The 619-nt window shown below is 59.3% G+C and carries 1 protein-coding gene; it reads right to left on the bottom strand.

Annotated elements, in window-relative coordinates:
- Window positions 1–619: hypothetical protein (locus KDM90_RS17585; protein ID WP_212676931.1), on the bottom strand; the 619-nt coding region annotated here is incomplete at both ends.

Here is a 619-nt window from a genome sequence, read left to right as displayed (position 1 = left end):
TCGCTGTCGCGCTGCCGCCACCCAAGCTGTACGCATAGGTCGAGGCAATCGTGGTGCTGCCCGTCAAGGTCACGGTGTAGCTTAAGCTATTGCCTTCCACCACATTGTTGTCACCCACGCCTGGGGCGCCTGGTTCCACCGTGCTGATGCTAGGTTGGTCATTGTCAATGATGCCGCCGGCACCGGTCACGCCACCGATCACCAATGGCAAACTTTCTGGGGAGGCACTGTCGACGATCGTGTCGTCGATCGTCGCCACCGTTACGGTGAAGCTGGACACGCCCGCTGGGACGATCAAGTTACTACCGACCAAGCTCACGCCATTGCTGAACGTTGGGGTGGTGTTGTAGTCACTCGTTGCTGTCGCTGTACCGCCACCCAAGCTGTACGCATAGGTCGAGGCAATCGTGGTGCTGCCCGTCAAGGTCACGGTGTAGCTTAAGCTATTGCCTTCCACCACATTGTTGTCACCCACGCCTGGGGCGCCTGGTTCCACCGTGCTGATGCTAGGTTGGTCATTGTCAATGATGCCGCCGGCACCGGTCACGCCACCGATCACCAATGGCAAACTTTCTGGGGAGGCACTGTCGACGATCGTGTCGTCGATCGTCGCCACCGT

Source organism: Affinundibacterium fentianense (assembly GCF_018139545.1).
Classification (GTDB): Bacteria; Pseudomonadota; Gammaproteobacteria; order Burkholderiales; family Burkholderiaceae_D; genus Undibacterium; species Undibacterium fentianense.
This window is presented reverse-complemented; position numbering and strand designations above follow the sequence as displayed.